The following is a 14396-nucleotide window of genomic DNA, read 5'->3' as shown; positions in this document are numbered from 1 at the left end:
ATTATCTATTTTCCGGTTGAAGTGGACCGTAGAAGTAGGATGCCGTTGCACCACCGTCTATCAGAAAGTCAGAACCAGTAATAAAAGCGCCAGCATTGGACAATAAAAGTTCCGCAACATTTGCTACTTCGTCCGCAATTCCGGGACGTCCTGCCGGGCTTTTAGCAAACATGTTCCTATAAAAGTCTCCTCTCGGGCCATTGATCTCATCAAGCGCAAGAGGCGTAATGATAATGCCAGGTGATATTGCATTAACTCGAGCACCACGTTCGCCCCATTTTACAGCTTCCGCCATAACTCGCTTGCCGTTAGCACGTTTTGCCATCTGATAGGCGTGAAGCGTGTCTTTGATATTTTCTGGCTTAAGCAATTCAAGTTGCAAAAGTTGTTCTGTAGGTGTTGTTGCAAGCAACCTGTCCTCATCGGCGGTTAACGCGGGCATCCTGTAACCTGACTGGCTGGAGATCACAACGGCCGTACCACCGTATTTGATCACCTTGCCAAACTCCTCCAATAAAAGTGAGGTTCCGTATAAATCAACCTTTAATATTTGCTCAATGGATGCCTGACTTGGTGAAACTCCTGCTGCGTTGATGAAGATAGCAATCTCACCTTCCTTTCGGGCGGCTTTAATCAGTGACTGAACAGATTCCCGTGATGAGATGTCCACTTTAAACGGTACTACGTCAAAACCAGCCTCCGTCAGCGTTTTAGAAATTGCTTGAGCATTCTCTATTTTCCAGTCCGCTACAAAGATCTTATTACCGTAACCCATTCTGCGGGCGATGGCCATACCTAATTGACCGGCCCCGGTCAATACGATTACGTTTTTTGAATTTTTCATATTACCGTCCTTGCCTTGCTGCCAAATGTTGAGGGTAACGGGCACCAATAACTTCGATATTACCAAGTGCAATTTGTATATCATTCAGGTCCTGTTGGCTCAATTTCACACTGGCAGCAGACATATTTTCTTCCAAACGGTTGATCTTTGTGGTACCAGGAATCGGCACAATGTATGGTTTTTGTGAAAGTAGCCAGGCAATCGCTACTTGTGCATTCGTTACACCTTTCTGTTTTGCAATTTCCGCTAAAGCATCTACAATGCCTTGGTTCGCCTGCCGGTTCTCTTCTGAGAAACGGGGTACAACATTGCGGAAATCGGTCTTATCAAAGGTCGTCTTCTCATTAATCGCACCGGTCAAAAACCCTTTACCAAGTGGACTGAAAGGCACAAAACCGATTTTTAATTCTTCCAATAACGGTAAAATCTCTTTTTCAGGCTCACGCCACCAAAGTGAGTATTCGCTTTGCAACGCCGTAACGGGTAGAACGGCATGTGCTTTACGAATACTTTCGACACCGGCCTCAGACATACCGAAATGCTTAACCTTGCCTTCGGCAATCAGGTCTTTAACAGTGCCCGCAACATCTTCCATAGGTACATTCGGGTCAACACGGTGTTGGTACAACAGATCGATCCGGTCAGTCCGCAGACGTTTCAATGCCGCTTCAGTGTGCGCACGGATATTTTCAGGTCGGCTGTCAAGACCATCACTGGTTTTACCATTCTTAAAGCCAAATTTGGTTGCAATTACCACCTCATTTCGGAAAGGTTCAAGCGCTTCGCCAACGACTTCTTCGTTAAGGTAAGGGCCGTAGGCTTCTGCGGTATCAAAAAAGGTTACGCCAATTTCAAACGCATGACGGATCAAACCGATCACTTCTGTTCTTTCTGTTGCCGGGCCGTAACCGTAACTTAAACCCATGCAGCCTAAACCGAGTGTGGAAACTTCTAAGTCTTTCCCTAATATTCTTTTGTCCATAATTAAATAATTTTGTTTAAATAGATGATGGTACAAAGGTCAAGCCTATTTTTTAAGCTTAACTTATACAAAACACGGTATTGCTTACCAATTTCACCGATAGGGCACTAACGGTGGTATAAAAAGATTTTCGCTTTTTACATTTGTTCATAGAAAAGAAAAAAGACATGGAAGATATAGTTCGTTTTGAGACAGTTAAGTCCTATAATGACTTCAATAACGAAGAAACGCTGCATCCATTGGTGAGCGTAATCGACTTTTCAAAAGCGTCACCGCGCAATCGCTACAAAATGTACTTTGGGCTCTATGTAGTTATTTTAAAGGATGTCGACTGTGGCGATCTTACTTACGGTAGGGCGAATTATGACTATCAGGAAGGAACACTGGTGTTCTTTTCTCCGGGACAGGTAGCAGGAGTCCGAAAAGAGGAACTGTTTCAACCGAGCGGCCATGCGCTGGTATTCCATCCGGATTTCATCCGCGGCACTTCGCTCGGTCGTCATGTCCAGGATTATGGCTTTTTTAGCTATAACGTCAACGAAGCTTTGCATTTGTCACAGCGCGAGCGCCAAATTGTATTAGATAGCTTCAGTAAGATACGCTATGAACTCGAACACGCTATTGATAAGCATAGTAGAAAGTTAGTGATCAGCACCATAGAGTTATTTCTGAACTATTGTGTTCGCTTCTATGACCGCCAGTTTATTACGCGGGAAGATATTCATAAAGGCATTCTGGAAAAATTTGAGACGTTACTCTACAACTATTTCAGGTCAGACAATTTACAGAATATGGGATTGCCGACAGTTGGTTATTGTGCTGATAGCCTCCACCTTTCAAGTAACTATTTTGGAGAGCTCATCAAAAAGGAAACGGGAAAATCCGCGCACGACTTTATACAAGAAAAAGTCATTGACCTTGCAAAAGAAAAAATATTTGATCGAAATAAATCGGTCAGTGAGATCGCTTACGAACTAGGCTTTAGATACCCGCAACATTTTACAAGGTTATTCAAACAGAAGACTGGCACGACACCTTTAGAGTACCGTTCGCAAAACTAAAAGAATTAACACCTTTTATTAATATTCATAAAAACGGTTGTAAGGGGTTGCCAAATAAAAAAGGTGATTAATCGATTGCCTATCTATAAGGGCGCTCTGTAGCTGACACCCGGAGCACTTTTTTGATTGAAAAAATCCCAGTTTAATTATAAGCATTTAGGTAAGCTAGTCATGCAAGATCAGCTACCAATTCTCAATTTGCCTCTATTTGTCAGTTTTGTTAAATAAATAGGTATTCCCCTTTTGTATTAAAGTGAAACGTCTTTTATCCGGTTCAAATTGAAAGGTGGCGTCGGCAGAAGCATAAACAAATTTATTGTCACCTTTGGCTTCCATGGGAAATGCACTTTGACCCGAGGCTTGCGCAAACAGCGTGATGTCTTTTTTTGTTATAGTAATTTTCAAGGGTATTTGTGTACTGGAATATTCCCCGACATATTTATCAAGTTCAGCTGAGTTTAATGTAATTGTTTTGAACTCTGGAATAGTAAACGACTTATTAAAATATATATTCAATGCTCCCATGACTACATCATTATATGAGTATCGTGTTCCATTGGAAGTGTAAGCTATTGCTATCTTCTCTTTCGGTAAATATAAAAGCAAACTTAAAAACCCGTCGATGCCTCCGGAATGTCCATAGCCTTTTATATCATAAAAAGGCATAGCAAACATGGCCATACCATAACTGTCCCTCATCGTTGTCATTAGCTCTAAGTTGGCGGCACTAATAAGTTTGCCTTCGAAAAGTGCATTTATAAATTTAACCAGATCGGCGGGCGTAGAAACAATAGCACCGGCACCGCCCGGAATACTCATATCTGTTTCCGGCATTTGTGTCCACTGTCCTTGGTAAATGTAGGAGTATGCTTCGTTTTTGGTTGAATTGGCTTTAGTGCCGTAATAAGTTTGTTTCAAGCCTATTTTTGAAGTGACCCGTTTCTTTAATTCTTCGCCATACGTTTTACCTGTCAATTTTTCAATAATATAACCCAGTAATACAAAGTTAGTATTGCTGTATTCGGCCTTTAAATCCGGTTCAAAATCGGATTTTTGTCTGCTAAAGATGGCAATCATTTCAGCTTCAGACTTAGGCTGCCCATATAAGTGGAATAAAGTGAGTCGCTCGTAAAATTATGAAGCCCGCTACGGTGGTCAAGCATTTCCCTTATATTGATCTTACTTGCATTGGGAAGCTGTGGGAAATAACGTGCCAAAGGTGTTTCAAAGCTAAGCTTACCTTCATCTATCAACTGAAAGATCATAACAGCAGTAAACATCTTAGTGATAGAGCCTACCCGGTATTTTGTATCAATGGTAGCAGGTGTTTTTGCCCCTTTGTTTATTTGGCTAAAACCGATAGCGTTTTGATAAACCAACACTCCATTCGCGGATATGGCGATATTGCCCATGCTTTGGTCATTCTTATTCAGCGCTACAAAAAAGCTGTCTAACTTGGCTTTATTGAAAGTTTGTGCTTGAGTGCAACTTTGTAAAATAAGAAAAAGCAAGAAGCGATACGCTTTTTTTGAATCATTGTGAAAATGTTTAGACAATTAAAGATAGAATTTATAGAGATATAACGAACAAGGTTAACATCGCATTTTTACAATAAATAAAAAACTATGATCTTTCGCCTTGAAGCTTCTACTTTAATCTGATAGACAAGGGGAGAAGCTTTTCAAAATTCAATTTTGTTAGCAGGTGAACTAAATTTATTGAATTTGAAGCCATAAAAAAAGTTGCCAATAAAATTGACAACTTGCCTAAAAAAGTGACCCCGGAGAGATTCGAACTCTCGACCCAATGATTAAGAGTCATTTGCTCTACCAGCTGAGCTACGGAGTCATATGTACCAGCTTTTGCCGGGTTGCAAATATGCAAATTATTTTCTTTTTCAGCAGGCGGAATTACTCATAGTTAACAATTATTTTAATCTGCTTATTGTAAAATTAAAGGTTGGAGTAATAACCCGCTTTCATCTTCCTGGTGTTCATTTTATTCCCGGCTCGGCCAAAAAAGTTAATTATAGCAACTTCCTAACAAAATGTTAGTTTTTTTGTTGGAATTTTAACAAAAGCTACTTAAATTGTAAAACTTAATATCTATCTCTCATGAAAAAAAGAAAATTACTTAAAATTAACAAGCTCCTATATGAAAGCGTTGTTAAAGATTTTATTGCCCAAAACGGTTTAAATGTTCAATATTCGTACACTAAAGATCATTTTTATCTGTTTAGCGACGAATCTACTATTAATCAGCTCGAAACGCAGGCCTCCGGGTTTAACTTATTATAAGTTATAAAATATAAAGGCCCGGTAGTATTATGCTACCAGGCCTCATATATTCCCTTACCAGTTATTATACAGCAGCGTATAAATCTTCCTGTTGTTTTTGCACTACAGGGCTGTTGATATATTCATCATAGGTCATGAGTTTATCAATGTAACCACCTGGTGTTAACTCAATAATCCGATTGGCTACCGTTTCAACCAGTTCATGATCCCGTGAGGTGAACAGGATTGTGCCGCGGAAATCTTTCATACCATTATTAAGCGCTGTAATCGATTCCAGGTCGAGGTGGTTGGTTGGTTCATCAAACATCAGCAGGTTGGCTTGCTGCAGCATCATACGGCTAAACATGCAGCGCATTTTTTCGCCACCCGATAGCACACTGCATTTTTTCATAACTTCCTCACCCGAAAATAGCATACGGCCTAAGAAGCCGCGGATAAATTGATCGTCTTTTTCGCCAGGCGAATATTCGCGCAGCCAATCAATCAGGTTGTCGCTTTTGCCATCGAAGTATTCGCTGCTGTCGTTAGGGATATCAGCCGCGTTAATTGTCACACCCCATTTAAAGGTGCCTGTAAAATCTCTATCGCGGCCTGTTAAAATATTATAGAAAGCGGTAGTTGCCAAACTGTTTTGCGACAGGATAGAAATTTTATCGCCTTTGTTTACAGTGAAGGTGATATTATTGAACAGCACCTCACCATTAAGGGTTTTGCCCAGGTTTTCAACGGTCAGGATCTGATCGCCGGCTTCACGGCCCAGGTTGTTGAATATAATACCCGGATATTTACGGTTTGATGGCTGAATTTCATCCAGGTTGATTTTATCCAATGCTTTTTTACGGCTGGTTGCCTGTTTTGATTTGGACGCATTGGCACTAAACCTGCGGATAAACTCCTGAAGCTCTTTAACTTTATCTTCGGCTTTCTTATTTTGTTCGGCACGTTGTTTAAGGGCCAATTGGCTCGATTCGTACCAGAAGGTATAGTTACCTGTATAAATGGTCATTTTGCCAAAATCAATATCTACTACGTGGGTACATACAGTATCCAGGAAGTGCCTGTCGTGCGATACTACCAGTACAATAGCTTCATATGACGCAAGGAAATCTTCCAGCCAGCTAATGGTGTGGATGTCCAAATCGTTGGTAGGCTCATCAAGCAGCAGTATATCTGGCTTGCCAAAAAGTGCCTGGGCTAATAAAACACGTACTTTTTGGGTGTTATCAAGGTCTTTAACCAGTTGATAATGAAATTCTTCTTTAATGCCAAGGTTGCTGAGCAGGGTAGCGGCATTGCTTTCGGCATTCCAGCCGTCCATTTCGGCAAAAAGGTTTTCCAGTTCACCCGCGCGTTCGCCATCGGCATCGCTAAAATCTTCTTTAAGATAAATAGCGTCTTTCTCCTTCATTACGGCGTACATTTCCTTATGGCCCATCATCACCGTTTCGATAACTGTGAATTCGTCAAAAGCGTAATGGTTTTGGCTCAAAACAGCCATGCGTTCGCCGGGAGTGAAGCTCACCGAGCCGCTGGTTGGGTCAATATCGCCCGAAAGAATTTTCAGGAATGTTGACTTACCCGCGCCATTGGCGCCAATAATACCATAACAGTTGCCCTGTGTAAATTTCAGGTTTACGTCTTCAAACAAAGTACGCTTACCGTAACGTAAAGAAAGATTGGATACCGTGATCATGCTGCACCTCTAATTTGGCGCAAAAGTACGGTAAAATCTTCATTTTAACGATATATGGTGCTGATATTATGGATGGGGATTTTTTGAGCAGCAATTTTCCCCATAAATTAAATCCATGGGTATACAATTACACAGAAATGATAATGTAGTGTAAACTAAAAGTATATTTAATACGTTTAATCGCTATATCTAACCAGTTATAATATAATGGTACAGCCTTTGACTAACATACAGTGTAACAATTTATTTAAATTATTTAACAATGGTCATGGGAGCATTAATTATAGGTTTAATTATCATCAATGTGGTAATAGCCATCAACAATACACAAAAGCGCAAAGTATATTAAAAATATATTAATTATAAGCTTTAGGGCAACGCTTTAAGCTTTGTTTAAAATATTAAATAAGCTTTGCGTTTCATGATCGGCCAATTTTTGAAGCGGACCTGATGCCAGCATTTTCATCATCATGCTAAGCTCTGCGCCAATGGTGAATAAAATATCAGTATGGTCGTTATTAAAAGATAACGACCATTTTAGTTCCAGGTCAAATGGTGGTTTCTCAGCAGGTATGATCCTTACCATCTGGTTGGGCACACGCTCCTCAATTTTCAAAGCAAGCTTGGCCATATTCTGGATACTGAAACGGGCTTCATCCCGGGTGGATGTCCATTCCTGGATATTATCAGGCATCAGTTGCCGGTGATTATTAAAATCGGCCAGGAAATCGTAAACCTCCGTTAAAGGCTTGTTAATACTTATCGTACTGGTGAATGTATTCATGGATAGATTTGAGATATTAGATTTGAGATTTGAGACAAATTACGCTGACGAACAATCTAAAAATCAGCGCAATCATCGAAATCAAAAAAATCAACGGTCTTAACTTGCAGCCATTTCGCCCCAGGTTGATGGGTTTTCGCGCCACTGCCTGAGCAGGTTTACATCTTTTTCATTAATGAATTGATGTTCTTCCGCGTATTTAATAAGCGCGTTATAGTTTGACAGGGTTACGTATGGGCAGTTGGCCTGTTTAAAGTTTTCGTCGGCAATATCAAAGCCATAAGTAAATATAGCTGCCAAGCCTGCAACGTCATAACCTGCGGCACGCAACGCTTCAACGGCCTGCAGACTGCTTTTACCGGTTGAAAGCAGATCCTCGATAACCACAACCCGCTTGCCTGAAGTAGTAGCGGCATCGCCCTCAATCATGCTACCTGTGCCATGCTCCTTAGGTTTTGAACGTACATAAATAAATGGAAGGCCTAATTCCTGGGCTACTAATGCACCTTGCGGTATACCTGCAGTTGCCACACCCGCAATGCAGCCAACCGACCCGAATTTATCCTGTATGGCTGCGACTAATTGCTGCCTGATGTAAGTGCGGATAGTTGGATGAGAAAGTGTAACACGGTTATCGCAGTAAATTGGAGATTTCCAGCCCGATGCCCATGTAAAAGGATTATTGGGTTGTAATTTAATTGCTTTAATTTGCAGCAGGAATTCGGCTACTTGTTGTTCGATCTCATTATTAGTAAACATGGCTCAAAAATACAGAATTTATATTAACGAAAAGGTTATCCTGCTCACAGAATCTGAACCAAAGCATGCAGATAATTTTGAAAGGCTTGATGCAGAGACCTTTGACCTTAAAATTATATATACCTGGATCCTCGCTAATCCTAACAAATTGTTCTACATAAAAACAGCAAACGCTAAGGTGTATCTTAAAGCTATTAAAAAGAATATTACACTTATTGAAGCGGCAGGCGGCCTGGTTATGAACACTAAGGGGCAATATTTATTCATTTATCGTAATGATAAATGGGACCTGCCCAAAGGCAAAATAGAAAAAGAGGAAAAAGTGAAAGAAGCGGCAGTGCGTGAGGTAGAGGAGGAGTGCGGTATAAAAGTGAGCGAACTAGGAGAAAAAATTTGTAAAACATACCATGTATATGTTAACCGCGGCGAGGTAGTGCTTAAGAAAACGCATTGGTTTGCCATGACAAGTAAGGGTAAAGAAAAGCTAAAACCTCAAAAAGAAGAGGGTATTACCGATGTGCGCTGGTTTGAACACCATCATATTGAACCAATAATTGAAAACACCTTTCCATCTATTATGGATGTGTTGCATAAGGAAAAGCTGGTTACAAATAAGGTAATGCCTCTTTCGGAATAAACTGGCTTACATCGCCATTATAGCGGATAATTTCGCGCACAATGGTTGAACTGATGGATGAATAGCCTGGTTTGCTTACAATAAATATGCTTTCGATGTCGGGTGCCAGCGAATGGTTCATCTGGGCAATCGCTTTTTCATACTCAAAGTCTGATACCGTACGGATTCCCCTGATCATGTAAGCGGCGCCTATGCTTTTGCAAAAATCGACAGTAAGGCCTTCATAGGCTATCACGTGGATCCGTTCATCATGCTCAAAAACCGCCCTGATCATTTGTTCGCGCTGTTCAACACTCAGCAACCCCTTTTTGCTGCTGTTTACGCCGATACCTATGTAAAGCTTGTCAAAAAGCTCAACAGATCGTTTCACAATATCAACGTGAGCTTTAGTAAGCGGATCAAATGAACCTGGAAAAAGGGCTGTCTTCATGCAGTAAAATTAATGAATAGTTGATTGGGTTCTTTAAATGAACAGTTGTTTTTTGCCTTTTATCGGCATTATTTAATTAGCGACTTTATATCTGACAAGTTGAACCATTCATTTGATCACTCCCCCTAAACCAGCGAAGCCAACTGAGCATACTGCAAAAGCATAATTGTTTTGCCATCTTTTATTTCCCCGGTTTTTACCATTTGCAGGGCTTCGCTGAATGGCAGCTCTAAAACTTCAATATTTTCATTTTCGTGGGCGAGCCCACCGCCATCGCTAACTTTCATTTCTTTGGCATATTCGGCAACAAAAAAGTAAAGGATTTCGGTAACAGAACCCGGCGACATATAAGCTTCAAAAACCTTTTTAACATCCGTTATTTTATAGCCGGTTTCTTCCTCGGTTTCCTTACGGATGCAATCTTCCGGATTATCCTTATCAAGCAAGCCGGCACAACATTCAATCAGCATTCCATCGGGGTTGCCGTTGATATAGGTGGGCAGCCTGAATTGCCTGGTTAATATTACAGATGATTGTGCTTTATTATAAAGCAAAATGGTTGCGCCGTTGCCGCGGTCATAAGCTTCACGGCTTTGCACAGCGGTATTACCGTCTTTTTCCGTAACCTCGTAAGTTACTTTTTTAAGGATGTACCAGTTATCTGATAAAATATCGGTATTAAGAATTTTGATCTGAATCATTTTTTTTGATCGTTTATGATTGATAATGATTATTTTTGAACGAAAATAGGATTAATAAAATGAACTTTCCAAAAAGAAAACAAAAAATAATTGAGCAGCTCAGTCAAAGCGGAGAGGTTGATATAAAGCAATTGGCTGCCGAACTGAATATTTCAGAAATTACAGCACGGCGCGACCTGAACCAGTTAGCAGCCGATGGATTGCTTTACCGTACTCATGGAGGAGCAACAAAAGTTAATCCTCACGAAAGGCCACATAGCTTTGTGAATAAAAGCGCTCAAAACGCAACTGTTAAAGATGCCATTTGCCGCAGGGCCGCATCACAAATCCATAACGGGGATGTTATTTTTATGGATTGCGGGAGTACTGTTTTTAGGTTATGCCAGTTCATTAAAAACAAGAAGATAAAGGTGATAACAAATTCATTACCTGTAGTATATGAGTTGCAGGATAGCGCTGTGAGTGTTAATATAATAGGAGGGGAGCTGGATAAAGAGCGACAGGCTGTACATGGAACTACAGCTATTGAGCATATTCAAAAGTATAGGGCAACCAAAGCTTTTTTGGGCGTTGACGGTATTTCGGAAGCAGGATTGTTTGCCAATAGTGAATATGAAGCATCCATTACAACAGCTTTCGCCGCAAACAGCGCGTTTATCTATATTCTGTGTGATGCCAGCAAAATAAGCAAGGAAACCTACCTTAATTTTGCAGGCTTAGATATCATCAACGCGATCATTACCGATGCAGATCCTGAGCGGTTAAAGGGCTTTAAAGAAAGCGGGGTAGTTATTTTAAAGGCAGGTATCTAAACCGGTCTGAAAAACGAAAATGACGAATGCCCGTATTTTCTTTGTTCAATAAAAGCGGGATGATTGCTCAAATTTTGCAGGGACTGGTGTTCAACAATCAACAGGCCATCAGGTTTAAGCAGGTTCTTTTCAAAAATAACTTTTGGCAAATCGGGGATCCTGTTTAGGTCATAGGGCGGGTCGGCGAATATCAGATCGTATTGTTCCGTTTCAACATTTAGGTATTTGAATACATCTTCGCGGTAAGTTTTTATTTGCGCAAGCTTATGCTGCCGCGAGGTATCTTTAAGATAATTAACGCAATGAATACTCCTGTCGACAGATATAACTTCCGAAGCGCCGCGTGAAGCAAATTCAAGCGATATGTTGCCGGTTCCGCTAAACAGGTCAAGTACTTTAATGCATTCAAACTCAATTTGGTTAAGCAGGATATTAAATAAAGCTTCTTTTGCCAAATCGGTTGTAGGACGAACAGGAAGATTTTTTGGCGGATTAAGCCTTAAGCCTTTTAAACTGCCTCCGATAATGCGCATAATGAAAGAGCCGCTATTGATAACACCCTGTGAGCAACAACCTCCGCGGGTAATTGTAATACCTGTAAATTATTGACTTCGGCCACGTTAAAAAATTCGGCCAGGCGGCTTAATCCTTTACTGCCGGCATCAATGTTACCGCTTACATATAAGCTGGTATGTTTAGCTTCGAGGTTAAGTTCATTAGCAACCAGTACAGTAAAGTAAACCAGTTCATCATTGCCATTAAAATCAAATGAGTTATAGAAACGCAGTTTGCCTGATGCAAAATGAGCTATCTCCAGCTTTTCTTTTTCAATATTGAGGTAAAGGCAGTCGTTGCCGGGATTGTTTTGGGCAATGGCAGTTAACCAGCCTTTTGATGTAAAAACGGTATTACGGATGCCAAATTCTTCTGCGGTACTCACAATGGCTTCGCTGGTATTGTATATGATGATGTTTTCCTTATCTAATACCTGGGCTATAACTTTGCTGTCGGCTCTCACATCCAGGAAACGGGCCAGGTTCGGCAGGCGCTCACCGCTAAACAATTCTGCCGGCACCAGCGTAAAACTGTGAGCAGGTAAACCGATAATCATTTGCCCGTACTTGGCCGACAGCAGGTCAAGCAATTCCTGCGGATCGCTTAGCTCGTCAAACGGATAATTTTCGGCCCAGGCTATTAGCTTGCCGTTATTACTTATGGCGTACGAAAACGATTTGTCTTCAACCTGTATTAATAAAGTATAATCCTCAGTTTTATCTAAACTAAAGTTATCATCGTGGTAAGTATAATTGTGTTCGTTCATACCGGTTTTAACAAAAGTAATATTTTTTGGCAGATACAGTAATTACCGCAGCCCAAATTGGTATGCTGTTATAAAATGCGGGTTAATATCATCAGGATGATAAAGATCAAAATCGGCAATCCTACAGGCTTAGGATAATAATCATTATCCGGAAAATATCTCCTGAAAAAAACTGGCTTAGAATTAAAGCACCAATCAGGCCAAAACCTATGTTAAGGCCTGCTACCGAAAGCATTGCTGTAACCTGTGCGGCCGTTGGCTGGCCACCTTTAGCCGTTACGTTCATGGCGTCAACAACCTGTTGCAGGTCAACGCCCGAATGCATGATAACAAAGTAGGAGAGATAGGAAAAAAATAATACAAAGGCCAGCACCACCGGAACCGCCTTTCTGTAACCTGCATTGTATAAATTGATAACCAGCAGCACCCCGCCAAATATCAGGTTAAAAAACGAAAACCAAAATATCGCCCTTTTGGAGTAAATATCTACATAATCGTCTTCGCTGTATTTTTCTTCCTCTTTGTTTTCGTCAAATTCCATGGGTCAAATGTAAAACTAATCTTACTGAATTAAATTACTTATCATCATTTTTGCAGGGTGTCAAGTCCCGATCATATCCGCCAGTCATTCCCGCATGAGCCAACAGGTCAGCAAACAGAACTTTTTAGCAAGCTGCATGCCTTTTTAAAAAGCACCGAAGGCGACGAATGCTTTATTCTGAAAGGCTATGCCGGCACCGGGAAAACAACTATAGTAGGTGCGCTGGTAAAGGCACTGAGGCATTATAACTATAAAGCCGTGCTGCTTGCCCCAACCGGACGTGCCGCCAAGGTCATTACCAATTATTCCGGGCGCAAAGCTTTTACAATTCATAAGCGCATCTACCGTAAAAAATCGGCTTTAACAATCGATGATGGTTTTGCCCTTGCTGATAACCTGGCCAGCGATACGCTTTTTATTGTTGATGAGGCCTCCATGATCTCGGATGAGGCCATGGGCAGCAATCACGTGTCATTATTATTTGATTTACTAAGATATGTTTATAATGATAAAAACTGCAAGCTGATACTGGTAGGTGATACCGCACAGTTACCGCCTGTAGGAGCCGACGATAGCCCTGCGCTTGACGTGCAGCTCATGGGCGATAAATTTGGCCTGTCGATATTCAGTTATGAGCTTACCGAGGTTTTGCGCCAGCAAAAGAATTCGGGTATCTTATATAATGCCACCAATATCCGCGATCTGATCCGTGAGGAGATCATAGAGATCCCTAAAATTGTAACCAAGGGATTTAAAGATGTTTTCAGGATGACCGGTGAGCGATTACCCGAAGGGTTGGAGTACGCTTACCGTAAATACGGCTATGACCGCACACTTATCATTTGCCGCTCAAACAAAAATGCCAATTTGTATAACGGGCAAATTCGAAACCGCATTTTATACCGGGAGGAGGAGCTTACCGGCGGCGATCAGATCATGATAGTGAAGAACAATTACTTTTGGCTGCAGGATAAAGATGAAAATAGTACCGCGTTTATTGCCAACGGCGATATTGCCCGCATAGTAAAAGTACGCCGCACCGAAGAGATGTATGGTTTTCGTTTTGCCGATGTGCAGCTGGAATTTATTGACTATGCCGAAGACCCAACCCTTGATTGTAAGGTTTTGCTTGATACGCTTTATGCTGATTCGCCCGCGTTAAGTCAGGACGATCAGAAACGGTTTTACCAGGAAGTAATGAAGGATTATGAACATTTACCTAATAAAAGGACCATGCACAATGAGCTAAAGCTCAATCCTTATTACAATGCCTTGCAAATAAAATTTGCCTATGCCATTACCTGCCATAAAGCCCAGGGCGGCCAATGGGATGCTGTTTTTGTCGATCAGGGCTATGTAACCGATGAAATGATCAATATGGATTTTCTGCGGTGGTTTTATACCGCGCTCACCCGAGCTACCACCGAATTATTTTTGGTTAATTTTGATAGCAGGTTTTATAAATTAAAGGAAGAATAATCTTCAAAGATAAATTTACTTTTATCAATACAAACTATTGATAATTAGTATTTTA

General features: G+C 41.0%; 17 protein-coding genes and 1 tRNA gene. 5 read left to right on the top strand and 13 right to left on the bottom strand.

Annotated features, from left to right (window positions below):
• Position 1: 1 nt before the first annotated feature.
• Entirely contained in the window at positions 2–844 is an 843-nt protein-coding gene (locus tag ACQ86K_RS14110) for an SDR family oxidoreductase (protein ID WP_091164494.1), read from the bottom strand.
• Position 845: 1 nt separating this feature from the next.
• The gene (locus ACQ86K_RS14105) at positions 846–1826 is read right to left on the bottom strand and encodes an aldo/keto reductase (protein ID WP_091164497.1); all 981 of its coding nucleotides are present in this window, start codon (positions 1824–1826) and stop codon (positions 846–848) included.
• A gap of 167 nt (positions 1827–1993) precedes the next feature.
• Between ACQ86K_RS14105 and ACQ86K_RS14100 the strand changes: the two genes are divergently transcribed.
• Complete coding sequence (locus tag ACQ86K_RS14100) at positions 1994–2887, top strand: helix-turn-helix domain-containing protein (protein WP_091164500.1); 894 nt, start codon at positions 1994–1996, stop codon at positions 2885–2887.
• A gap of 204 nt (positions 2888–3091) precedes the next feature.
• On the opposite strand, the gene ACQ86K_RS14095 is transcribed toward ACQ86K_RS14100, so the two are convergent.
• From ACQ86K_RS14095 to ACQ86K_RS14085, 3 genes are all read right to left on the bottom strand, one after another.
• Positions 3092–3964 (bottom strand): serine hydrolase domain-containing protein, encoded by an 873-nt coding sequence (locus ACQ86K_RS14095; protein WP_091164503.1) that lies wholly within the window; start codon positions 3962–3964, stop codon positions 3092–3094.
• Positions 3961–4299: a serine hydrolase domain-containing protein gene (locus tag ACQ86K_RS14090; protein ID WP_431200576.1), complete on the bottom strand. Its 339-nt coding sequence runs from the start codon at positions 4297–4299 to the stop codon at positions 3961–3963. The genes ACQ86K_RS14095 and ACQ86K_RS14090 overlap by 4 nt, the downstream gene beginning before the upstream one ends.
• A 363-nt stretch (positions 4300–4662) precedes the next feature.
• Positions 4663–4735, bottom strand: a tRNA-Lys gene (locus ACQ86K_RS14085).
• 266 nt (positions 4736–5001) lie between these two features.
• Between ACQ86K_RS14085 and ACQ86K_RS14080 the strand changes: the two genes are divergently transcribed.
• Positions 5002–5184 carry a hypothetical protein gene (locus ACQ86K_RS14080; protein ID WP_091164514.1) on the top strand — a complete coding sequence of 61 codons (183 nt, stop codon included), beginning with the start codon at positions 5002–5004 and terminating at the stop codon, positions 5182–5184.
• A 64-nt stretch (positions 5185–5248) separates the two neighbouring features.
• On the opposite strand, the gene ACQ86K_RS14075 is transcribed toward ACQ86K_RS14080, so the two are convergent.
• The 3 genes from ACQ86K_RS14075 to pyrE form a co-directional block, all read right to left on the bottom strand.
• The gene (locus tag ACQ86K_RS14075; RefSeq protein ID WP_091164517.1) at positions 5249–6877 is read right to left on the bottom strand and encodes an ABC-F family ATP-binding cassette domain-containing protein; all 1629 of its coding nucleotides are present in this window, start codon (positions 6875–6877) and stop codon (positions 5249–5251) included.
• Positions 6878–7259: 382 nt separating this feature from the next.
• The gene (locus ACQ86K_RS14070; protein WP_091164520.1) at positions 7260–7661 is read right to left on the bottom strand and encodes an orotate phosphoribosyltransferase; all 402 of its coding nucleotides are present in this window, start codon (positions 7659–7661) and stop codon (positions 7260–7262) included.
• Positions 7662–7760: 99 nt separating this feature from the next.
• Positions 7761–8420 carry an orotate phosphoribosyltransferase gene (pyrE, locus tag ACQ86K_RS14065; protein ID WP_091164523.1) on the bottom strand — a complete coding sequence of 220 codons (660 nt, stop codon included), beginning with the start codon at positions 8418–8420 and terminating at the stop codon, positions 7761–7763.
• Between pyrE and ACQ86K_RS14060 the strand changes: the two genes are divergently transcribed.
• Entirely contained in the window at positions 8419–9057 is a 639-nt protein-coding gene (locus tag ACQ86K_RS14060) for an NUDIX domain-containing protein (protein WP_091164526.1), read from the top strand. The two genes, pyrE and ACQ86K_RS14060, sit on opposite strands and share 2 nt — an antisense overlap.
• On the opposite strand, the gene coaD is transcribed toward ACQ86K_RS14060, so the two are convergent.
• Complete coding sequence (gene coaD, locus ACQ86K_RS14055; protein ID WP_091164529.1) at positions 9026–9487, bottom strand: pantetheine-phosphate adenylyltransferase; 462 nt, start codon at positions 9485–9487, stop codon at positions 9026–9028. The two genes, ACQ86K_RS14060 and coaD, sit on opposite strands and share 32 nt — an antisense overlap.
• A gap of 125 nt (positions 9488–9612) precedes the next feature.
• Positions 9613–10188 (bottom strand): GDP-mannose pyrophosphatase NudK, encoded by a 576-nt coding sequence (gene nudK / locus ACQ86K_RS14050; RefSeq protein ID WP_091164533.1) that lies wholly within the window; start codon positions 10186–10188, stop codon positions 9613–9615.
• 59 nt (positions 10189–10247) lie between these two features.
• Here nudK and ACQ86K_RS14045 point away from each other — a divergent pair, with 59 nt between their 5' ends.
• Positions 10248–11000, top strand: a complete 753-nt coding sequence (locus ACQ86K_RS14045) for a DeoR/GlpR family DNA-binding transcription regulator (protein WP_091164536.1) — start codon at positions 10248–10250, stop codon at positions 10998–11000.
• Here the strand turns inward: ACQ86K_RS14045 and rsmD are convergent.
• The 3 genes from rsmD to ACQ86K_RS14030 form a co-directional block, all read right to left on the bottom strand.
• Complete coding sequence (gene rsmD, locus ACQ86K_RS14040; protein WP_091164540.1) at positions 10997–11533, bottom strand: 16S rRNA (guanine(966)-N(2))-methyltransferase RsmD; 537 nt, start codon at positions 11531–11533, stop codon at positions 10997–10999. The genes ACQ86K_RS14045 and rsmD overlap by 4 nt on opposite strands.
• On the bottom strand, positions 11509–12321 hold the full coding sequence (locus ACQ86K_RS14035) for a DUF3822 family protein (protein ID WP_091164544.1): 813 nt from the start codon (positions 12319–12321) through the stop codon (positions 11509–11511). The genes rsmD and ACQ86K_RS14035 overlap by 25 nt, the downstream gene beginning before the upstream one ends.
• A gap of 121 nt (positions 12322–12442) precedes the next feature.
• Positions 12443–12862: a hypothetical protein gene (locus ACQ86K_RS14030; RefSeq protein ID WP_431200575.1), complete on the bottom strand. Its 420-nt coding sequence runs from the start codon at positions 12860–12862 to the stop codon at positions 12443–12445.
• Positions 12863–12919: 57 nt separating this feature from the next.
• Here ACQ86K_RS14030 and ACQ86K_RS14025 point away from each other — a divergent pair, with 57 nt between their 5' ends.
• The gene (locus ACQ86K_RS14025) at positions 12920–14341 is read left to right on the top strand and encodes an ATP-dependent DNA helicase (RefSeq protein ID WP_091164553.1); all 1422 of its coding nucleotides are present in this window, start codon (positions 12920–12922) and stop codon (positions 14339–14341) included.
• Positions 14342–14396 lie beyond the last annotated feature (55 nt).

Origin of the sequence: Mucilaginibacter sp. P19, from assembly GCF_050632265.1 — a bacterium.
Classification (GTDB): Bacteria; Bacteroidota; Bacteroidia; order Sphingobacteriales; family Sphingobacteriaceae; genus Mucilaginibacter; species Mucilaginibacter gossypii.
The sequence above is the reverse complement of the archived record's forward strand: the minus strand, read 5'-3'. Positions and strand labels throughout refer to the sequence as shown.

Bases quoted from the DNA above. Each gene is read 5' to 3' on its own strand.
- ACQ86K_RS14110 (WP_091164494.1), bottom strand. From the start codon at position 844: ATGAAAAATTCAAAAAACGTAATCGTATTGACCGGGGCCGGTCAATTA.
- ACQ86K_RS14105 (WP_091164497.1), bottom strand. From the start codon at position 1,826: ATGGACAAAAGAATATTAGGGAAAGACTTAGAAGTTTCCACACTCGGT.
- ACQ86K_RS14100 (WP_091164500.1), top strand. From the start codon at position 1,994: ATGGAAGATATAGTTCGTTTTGAGACAGTTAAGTCCTATAATGACTTC.
- ACQ86K_RS14095 (WP_091164503.1), bottom strand. From the start codon at position 3,964: ATGATTGCCATCTTTAGCAGACAAAAATCCGATTTTGAACCGGATTTA.
- ACQ86K_RS14090 (WP_431200576.1), bottom strand. From the start codon at position 4,299: ATGGGCAATATCGCCATATCCGCGAATGGAGTGTTGGTTTATCAAAAC.
- ACQ86K_RS14080 (WP_091164514.1), top strand. From the start codon at position 5,002: ATGAAAAAAAGAAAATTACTTAAAATTAACAAGCTCCTATATGAAAGC.
- ACQ86K_RS14075 (WP_091164517.1), bottom strand. From the start codon at position 6,877: ATGATCACGGTATCCAATCTTTCTTTACGTTACGGTAAGCGTACTTTG.
- ACQ86K_RS14070 (WP_091164520.1), bottom strand. From the start codon at position 7,661: ATGAATACATTCACCAGTACGATAAGTATTAACAAGCCTTTAACGGAG.
- ACQ86K_RS14060 (WP_091164526.1), top strand. From the start codon at position 8,419: ATGGCTCAAAAATACAGAATTTATATTAACGAAAAGGTTATCCTGCTC.
- pyrE (WP_091164523.1), bottom strand. From the start codon at position 8,420: ATGTTTACTAATAATGAGATCGAACAACAAGTAGCCGAATTCCTGCTG.
- coaD (WP_091164529.1), bottom strand. From the start codon at position 9,487: ATGAAGACAGCCCTTTTTCCAGGTTCATTTGATCCGCTTACTAAAGCT.
- nudK (WP_091164533.1), bottom strand. From the start codon at position 10,188: ATGATTCAGATCAAAATTCTTAATACCGATATTTTATCAGATAACTGG.
- ACQ86K_RS14045 (WP_091164536.1), top strand. From the start codon at position 10,248: ATGAACTTTCCAAAAAGAAAACAAAAAATAATTGAGCAGCTCAGTCAA.
- rsmD (WP_091164540.1), bottom strand. From the start codon at position 11,533: ATGCGCATTATCGGAGGCAGTTTAAAAGGCTTAAGGCTTAATCCGCCA.
- ACQ86K_RS14035 (WP_091164544.1), bottom strand. From the start codon at position 12,321: ATGAACGAACACAATTATACTTACCACGATGATAACTTTAGTTTAGAT.
- ACQ86K_RS14030 (WP_431200575.1), bottom strand. From the start codon at position 12,862: ATGGAATTTGACGAAAACAAAGAGGAAGAAAAATACAGCGAAGACGAT.